Here is a 7,683-nt window from a genome sequence, read left to right as displayed (position 1 = left end):
CGTATTTTGAAAGCATCTAACGAAGCATAAAGGACTTTGAAACCCGCCAGAATGGAGTCTCTCAGGTATTCCACTTCTGTGTTACATCGATTTAAAAGGGAACAACCATTTCTACATCAATGTGCCTGAATTGAAAAACCTGAGAGACGCTGAACTGACCAGATATTTAATGGGATTGGTATTAGATTATTGACGCAGCTACTAGCCAGCCTGCGCCTTATTTTAGATGGTGTTTAAGGTGTTAAGAGGAGAATAGAGTTTCTTCTAAGGTTCTGCCTTTAAGCAATGATTTATATTGCCAATTATGAGTAGAAAATAGCTCAAGCAATTGTATTTCTATAGCAAAGCCCGCTTGTTTTTGATATTCGATGACATATTGTTCATCACCGATACGCCTAACTTCGATAACATCCTTAAATCCTAATAACAGCTGGTGAAGGACATTCATATCACACGATTTCATGGTGAGAGTGATAAAATCAGTCGCTTGACTTGCATTAATCGATACAGACTGTTGTAGCTTACCATGTTCAAGGTAAACGACTTGGTCACACAATTTTTCAAGTTCATCAAGGTTATGTGAACTAATGATAAATGTTGTATGGTCAGATAAGTCTTTGACGATTTGACGAATTTTTTTTGCATTAGCGGGGTCTAGTCCTGCTGTCGGTTCATCGAGCAAAACTATTTTTGGGGAGCCTAATAGTGCTTGAGCAATCGAGACACGTTTACTCATACCGTGACTTAAACTTTTAGGTTTTGCATCTGCGGAGTTGCTTAAGTCGACTAGTTCGATAACTCTTAAAGCCTCTTGTTTAGCTTTTGTTTTTGTCATCCCTTGCAGTTGTGCAAAGAATTGCAGTTGTGACACGATACTAAAGTTAGGATCTAGTGCCGCATCTTGTGGTAAAGCAGACAATATCCCTTGTAGCGCTTTGCTACCGGGTTGATGTCCTAGAATACTAATATTGCCGTTGGATGGTTGAATATAACCGCAAAGTAAACTAAACAATGTGGTTTTTCCTGCACCGTTGGGGCCTACTAATGCAATTGGTGCACCTGTAGTTAGCTTGAGTGAAACCTTGTCGAGCGCAATTTTACTGCCGTAATGTTTTGATAGGTTATTACATTGAATAATACTCATAGTGCACTCCGACTCATTAATACTTTACCGACAAATAGAATAATGACCGTTTGCAGTAAGGGGATAGGAGCAAGTGCCAATGAACTCAACCCTTGGGTATTGATTAAACTAGAAATTTGCGAGCCTGGTAATATCCAGTTTAACCAGCTTAATTGTGGGAAGTTCATATTGATTAAGGCAATGATGATAGAGACAACAGCCCATAAAATCACTGCGTAAATGCTTGCTTGTCTAGCGGAGTTTGCATACAACGACAATACAGCCATTGCAGCAGTATAAGGTAGCAATACAATCACTAGATTAATCAAAACGATAACGCTGGTTGTGATTGATGGTAATAATAGCGATATATCGCGAGATAATGCTAATGTGATGGTCGCCAATAAAGTCAAGACGATCAGCAGTAGTTGAATGAACATTTGACCGAGAAAACGACCGAAAAACAAACTTGTTCGGCTGACTCTTAGTGTGAGAAATCGTAAACTGCCTCGTTGTTTATCTGAACTAAATTGATCCGCTGCGATAAAAATGCTGAACATAGGAAATAGATATAATGCTGCCAGCCAAAACACTGCAAACTCTGCGACTGGCCACTCAAAGAGATGGCGTAAACTTCCTGGTCCAAACAGTGCTTCGGTAAAGCCTTTAAAGTTAGGCTCCATGATAAACTCGGATGCACTTTTAATTGGGTAAAGTAATAATATGGCCCAAATTAGCATAAAGGCAATCAACGAAACCATGCCACTTTTATTGGTGAAACGCTTGGTTAATTCATATTTTGCTAATAACCAAATATGAGTGAGTGTTGATGGTGGTGCAGTGCTATCCATAATGTCTTCCTTGCTTGGCGGTTGACCGCAAAGCATTAATTAATGTAAAAGTGGCTCTAATTGAGCGAGTTTTTGTTCTAGTAATACCACCCTTTGTTCTAATTCTGTAATTCGAGTATCTTGCTGTAATGCTTGATTAGTGTGATTCGAAACCTCAATAGCGTCAATGCTGTTGACTTGGTAGTCATCAACATTGCCACTAAAGCATTCAAGGAATCGACAATCACGTTTATTGGCTTCTCGAGCTAATTGCACAACTAACGGCTTTTCTCGTTGGGTTAACGTTAATAATACTGTTTCAACTTGCGACGTATCGTTGAACTCATGGAGTCGATTAGTGCGAGTTTTAAGCTCTCCAGGTGTTTGTGGGCCGCGCAATAACAACACACAAATCACCGCAACTTCAGCACTATTTAATTGCAATTCACTAAATTCCGTATTACAAAATCGATGCTTGTATTTTACGACTCGACTACCAAAGCCTGATTGTTCGCTAATTAAGCGTTTTTTTGCCAATTCTTCTAAAACAGTTTGTACTTGAGGTTCAGTTAGGGACATCACTGGATAGCGACTGCTTTTCTGGTTACATGCTAAAGTAAGTGAGTTTAATGACAGAGGATATTGATCAGGTGTGGTGAGTTCTTTTTCGAGTAAACATCCGATAACTCTGGCTTCTAATTGGGTTAATTCCATACACAGTATCCTTTAATAAAAAAGCACGATTCTATTACTTTTATAACAGAGACATGCTTTTTATCAAAGGATTGGCTAATCAAGCTGAGTTAATTGGTGATTGTTCACACAGTTAATCGTATACCATCACTTTCAATTGAAATATCACCAGCTTTAAATAACCCGCCAATCGATTTCTTAAACGCTTTTTTGCTCATACCGAGTTGATCATAGATGACATCAGCATCTGTTTTATCATGCAGGGGTAAAAAACCATTTGCACTGCGCAGTTTATTGATGATCAGTCGTGCATTTTTATCTAAGTCTTCTTTACCACTTTTTTGTAGCACGAGATCGATTTTTCCGTCACTACGCATGGTTTTAATATATCCCGTCACTTTTTGGCCAAAGCGCAGTTTTTGGAATACTTCGTTGGTGTAAATGACGCCCCAGTGCGAATTGTTGATAATCGCCTTGTAACCTAAATCTGTCGTACCGCCGATGATCAAATTTACTTGTTCGCCTTGGGTATAATGAGGTTCTGTTTTGTCGACAAATTTATCTAATTTAGATGAAGCCATAATACGTTCATCGGCATGGTTAGCATGAACATAGACTAAATATGAACGACCTTCTTCTGCGGGTTTGTGTTGTTCGCCAAAGGGTAATAATAAATCTTTGTCTAATCCCCAATCTAGAAATGCACCGAATGGTCCAGTAGCAACCACTTTTAAATAGGCAAACTCACCGACTTGGGCAAGTGACTTTTGGGTTGTGGCGATCACGATATCTTCAGAGTCTAGGTAAAGAAATACGTCGACCATATCGCCGACTTTGCAACCGGTAGGGACAAATTTATTAGGAAGCAAGACTTGTCCAAGCTCTTGAGCATTTAAATAAACCCCAAAATTAACTTGTTTAACAACTTCTAATGAATAACGTTTGCCGATTTGTATCATGAATGACTCTACTTTAATAAAAAATGAAAAGATGATCTTAGGAAAAACGCTTAATTATACACGTAAAATTAGCTCACGTTGTGTCAATTAGTCGCGATATAAAATCATTTATTTTGAACACTGTATTTACTGGTGATTATGACAACGTTTGCAAATGCATTTTTATGACAATTTTATCGGTAATTAACTTGCATTACACATCATTGCAAGGTTTAATTGCGCCGTTTTTATAAAGGCTGAAATTGTGACATGTTATGAATGAAAAAGTGAGCTAAGTTCGTCTTTTTTCTTTAAAACATATGTGACTAATAAGAGAAACCTAGTGACTAGGCTGTTAGCTACCAAGATTTGCATGCTTTGCGGACATCTGCGTAAGATGTTTAATATAAATTAACTCACGACGATAAAAATACTATTTGGTATTGGGTTTTTACATAGCCTTTAATTCGTCTATCACTGGTTTATCAGCCATAATGACAGTTTAAGATAAACCGCTTATTTCTGGGTAATCCAAATGGGTTACCTTGATTTTTAACCAGCAGTGCCCACCTGATGGAATGCTGCTCACTTTGATACAAATACGGAAAATAATTATGTCTGATTGGTCTATCGAAGATGCTCGCTCGGGTTATAACGTGACTCACTGGAGCCAAGGTTTTTACGGTATACGTGAAGATGGCGAAGTGACCGTGTCACCTGATCCACAAAATCCTGATCATAAAGTTGGTTTAAATGAATTAGCCAAAAGTATGGTCGAAGCAGGCGTTTCGTTACCGGTTTTAGTCCGTTTCCCACAGATTTTACACCATAGGGTGGAAAGTTTATGTGAAGCATTTAATGATGCAATTAAGAAGTACGATTATCAAAATGATTATTTGTTAGTTTACCCAATTAAAGTAAACCAACAAAAAACCGTAGTAGAAGAAATTCTAGCCAGTCAGAAATCAAAAGAAGTTCCTCAGTTAGGACTTGAAGCGGGTAGTAAGCCAGAGCTAATGGCTGTACTTGCCATGGCACAAAAAGCCAGTTCAGTGATCGTGTGTAACGGTTATAAAGATAAAGAATATATTCGTTTAGCTCTGATTGGCGAAAAGTTGGGCCATAAGGTTTATATTGTTCTGGAAAAAATGTCAGAACTAAAAATGGTATTAGCAGAAGCGGCTGAATTAGGTGTTAAACCTCGTTTGGGCTTACGCGTACGTTTGGCTTTTCAAGGTAAAGGTAAGTGGCAAGCCAGTGGTGGCGAAAAGTCTAAATTTGGCTTGTCTGCGGCACAAGTATTGAAAGTGGTTGCTGAATTGAAAAGCGCCAATATGCTTGATTCTTTACAATTATCGCATTTCCATTTAGGTTCGCAAATTGCCAACATCCGGGATATTCGTCAAGGTGTGAGTGAGGCTGGTCGTTTTTACTGTGAATTACGTCAACTAGGTGCCAGCATTGATTGTTTTGATGTGGGCGGAGGATTAGCGGTTGACTACGACGGAACCCGAAGCCAAAGCAATAACTCTATGAACTATGGTTTAAATGAGTATGCAAATAATATCGTCAATGTATTAACCGATTTATGTAATGAATACGAGCAGCCAATGCCACGTATTATTTCAGAATCAGGTCGTCATTTAACGGCGCATCATGCTGTGTTGATCACTGACGTTATTGGTACAGAAACATATTTACCTGAAAATATTCAAGAGCCAAATGAAGACGCGCCACAATTGCTTCACAATATGTGGCAATCATGGTTAGAAATCAGTGGCCGTTTTGATCAACGTGCCATTATTGAAATCTATCATGACAGCCAGAGTGATATTGCTGAAGCACATTCATTGTTTGCGGTAGGTCAATTAAGCTTAGCGGATAGGGCTTGGGCTGAGCAAACTAACTTACGGGTTTGTCATGAAGTAAAAGGCTTATTAAGTAACAATAATCGTTACCATCGTCCTGTTATCGATGAGTTAAATGAAAAATTGGCAGATAAATTTTTCGTCAACTTCTCATTATTTCAATCACTACCTGATGCCTGGGGTATTGACCAAGTGTTCCCTGTTTTGCCGTTATCCGGTTTAGACAAAGCACCAGAGCGACGTGCAGTGATGTTAGACATTACTTGTGATTCAGATGGTATTGTCGATCAATACGTTGACGGTCAAGGGATTGAAACAACATTACCTGTACCCGCATGGAGTGCAGACAGCCCATATTTGATTGGTTTCTTCATGGTGGGAGCATACCAAGAAATTTTGGGTGATATGCATAATTTGTTCGGTGATACTAACTCTGCTGTTGTGCGAATCGATGAACGTGGATTAAGCCAAATTGAATCCGTGCTAGAAGGTGATACAGTGGCTGACGTTTTACGTTATGTTAATCTAGACGCCGTTGATTTCATGCGGACTTATGAAGAGCTTGTTAATCAACATATTGTTGAAGCTGAACGCGCCAGTATTTTAGAAGAGTTGCAGTTAGGTCTTAAGGGCTACACATACCTAGAAGACTTTTAAGTTATAAAATAAGTTAGGTTGGCTTATAAATTAAAAAGCTAATAACCTTGGTGTTTTATGGGAGTGTTGATCTTTTAGGTCGCATACCGTTTAAGATAAAAGCGTTTTAACCGAGGAGAGTGGATTGCTGCTAAGCAGCATTCACTCGCCAAAGAGTAAAATGATTTTTGACGAACCCTTCGGGTTGCGTATGTTGGCAATGTCTACTGAGTTATCGGCTTTTTATGTAGAATAACTACACCACAAAGCTTTTGCTTTTTAGTTCATGCTTTTGTAATAGCTCAGAATTTGCTGCTCACATAATCTTGGAAGGCCAACAGACCATATGCTTTTAAGTTGCTAAAAATGTTTTTTGAAGCGTCAGAGAAAAAATTAGAGATTATTGTGAATGTTTCCGCGCCCCAATTACGGTCTTTAGATTGTGCATTTTGGTTGGAGCTTGTTGCTGCCTCAAACGCTGATATTTTATCTAAAGTAAGCAACGAATATTGTGATGCTTATTTACTCAGTGAGTCGAGTTTATTTGTATGGGATGACCGCTTTGTTATGCTCACGTGCGGTACGAGTACGTTAGCTAGCTCGGCCTGTTACTTTATTAAAGAGCTCGGCGAACCTGCCATTGCGTATATGTGTTACCAACGTAAAAATGAATATTATGCCCATTTACAAGTTAGTTCGTTTATTGATGATGTGGCTACACTAAAGCATTTTATTCCGGGGCAGGCATATCGGATGGGGCATTTAGATAGTCATCATCATTATGTTTTTACAACCAAGAAAGAATATCAAGCTAGCCAACGTGATACCACTCATGAACTATTGATGTATCATATTTCTGGTTCTATTGCTGATTATCTACGTGGTAATAAGCAATCTGCTATTCAAATTGCTCAGATGTTGCAATTAGATCGTTTATTTAATGGTTTTATTGTCGATCAGTATCTGTTCAGCCCGTTTGGCTATTCAATCAATGGCATACGCGGTAATGAGTATTTTACAATACACATTACCCCACAGGAAAGTAGCTCTTATGTCAGTGTTGAAACAAACATCGATATTGTTTCAACTCCGGTTGATATCTTTGCCGAGTTAGTCAAACTACTACAGCCCAATAGCTGTGACATTATTGGTTTTAATAGTGATATTGCCGGAAAACCGTTTTTAAATTATCTGTGTTTAAGCCATTGCGTGATGACTATTGAGCAAGGTTTTAACATACATTTCAGTCACTATCAGCAAGATTGCTTAGACATGCTGACTCCAACATTGTTGTAGTTATTGGCACTTGCTATCTTTTGGGAAGTCTATGACTCCTCCCACATAAAAACTGATTATTCGCTTTATTCAAACACATTCGGGTATTTACGCCAGCCACTTAATGCTATATCCACGGAGTTTGATGCTGGGCTTTACCTTTTGATATGGCAGCAACGGGTCGCTTTGGTGGTGTAATACCAATCCTATTAAATATGTGATCTTTCAGCGGGAGTTCAAAGTGCTGTAGGCAAGGCAGATGATTGAAGCGAATAGTGATCCTCGGTAACAAGCTCCTGCGTTACTCTACCTCCAGCATC

Annotated in this window: 6 protein-coding genes and 1 pseudogene; 3 read left to right on the top strand and 4 right to left on the bottom strand. The window is 38.8% G+C overall.

From position 1 onward, the window contains the following. Window positions 1–241: 241 nt before the first annotated feature. From ACWXWT_RS19200 to ACWXWT_RS19185, 4 genes are all read right to left on the bottom strand, one after another. Window positions 242–1,144 (bottom strand): ABC transporter ATP-binding protein, encoded by a 903-nt coding sequence (locus ACWXWT_RS19200; RefSeq protein WP_456043179.1) that lies wholly within the window; start codon window positions 1,142–1,144, stop codon window positions 242–244. Beyond that, complete coding sequence (locus tag ACWXWT_RS19195; protein ID WP_456043178.1) at window positions 1,141–1,974, bottom strand: ABC transporter permease subunit; 834 nt, start codon at window positions 1,972–1,974, stop codon at window positions 1,141–1,143. The genes ACWXWT_RS19200 and ACWXWT_RS19195 overlap by 4 nt, the downstream gene beginning before the upstream one ends. 39 nt (window positions 1,975–2,013) lie before the next feature. Further along, complete coding sequence (locus tag ACWXWT_RS19190) at window positions 2,014–2,667, bottom strand: YceH family protein (protein WP_456043177.1); 654 nt, start codon at window positions 2,665–2,667, stop codon at window positions 2,014–2,016. A 104-nt stretch (window positions 2,668–2,771) separates the two neighbouring features. After that, complete coding sequence (locus ACWXWT_RS19185) at window positions 2,772–3,605, bottom strand: CvfB family protein (RefSeq protein WP_456043176.1); 834 nt, start codon at window positions 3,603–3,605, stop codon at window positions 2,772–2,774. Window positions 3,606–4,198: 593 nt separating this feature from the next. Here ACWXWT_RS19185 and speA point away from each other — a divergent pair. From speA to ACWXWT_RS19170, 3 genes and pseudogenes are all read left to right on the top strand, one after another. After that, on the top strand, window positions 4,199–6,109 hold the full coding sequence (gene speA, locus ACWXWT_RS19180) for a biosynthetic arginine decarboxylase (protein WP_456043175.1): 1,911 nt from the start codon (window positions 4,199–4,201) through the stop codon (window positions 6,107–6,109). A gap of 345 nt (window positions 6,110–6,454) precedes the next feature. After that, the gene (locus ACWXWT_RS19175; RefSeq protein WP_456043174.1) at window positions 6,455–7,384 is read left to right on the top strand and encodes an adenosylmethionine decarboxylase; all 930 of its coding nucleotides are present in this window, start codon (window positions 6,455–6,457) and stop codon (window positions 7,382–7,384) included. A gap of 45 nt (window positions 7,385–7,429) precedes the next feature. Next, window positions 7,430–7,557 (top strand): annotated as a pseudogene (locus tag ACWXWT_RS19170) (agmatinase); the annotation flags it as partial. Window positions 7,558–7,683: the final 126 nt, after the last annotated feature.

The sequence above is a fragment of the Shewanella sp. A22 genome, assembly GCF_053850585.1.
The sequence above is the reverse complement of the archived record's forward strand: the minus strand, read 5'-3'. Positions and strand labels throughout refer to the sequence as shown.

Bases quoted from the DNA above. Each gene is read 5' to 3' on its own strand.
- ACWXWT_RS19195 (WP_456043178.1), bottom strand. From the start codon at position 1,974: ATGGATAGCACTGCACCACCATCAACACTCACTCATATTTGGTTATTA.
- ACWXWT_RS19175 (WP_456043174.1), top strand. From the start codon at position 6,455: ATGTTTTTTGAAGCGTCAGAGAAAAAATTAGAGATTATTGTGAATGTT.
- ACWXWT_RS19185 (WP_456043176.1), bottom strand. From the start codon at position 3,605: ATGATACAAATCGGCAAACGTTATTCATTAGAAGTTGTTAAACAAGTT.
- ACWXWT_RS19200 (WP_456043179.1), bottom strand. From the start codon at position 1,144: ATGAGTATTATTCAATGTAATAACCTATCAAAACATTACGGCAGTAAA.
- ACWXWT_RS19190 (WP_456043177.1), bottom strand. From the start codon at position 2,667: ATGGAATTAACCCAATTAGAAGCCAGAGTTATCGGATGTTTACTCGAA.
- speA (WP_456043175.1), top strand. From the start codon at position 4,199: ATGTCTGATTGGTCTATCGAAGATGCTCGCTCGGGTTATAACGTGACT.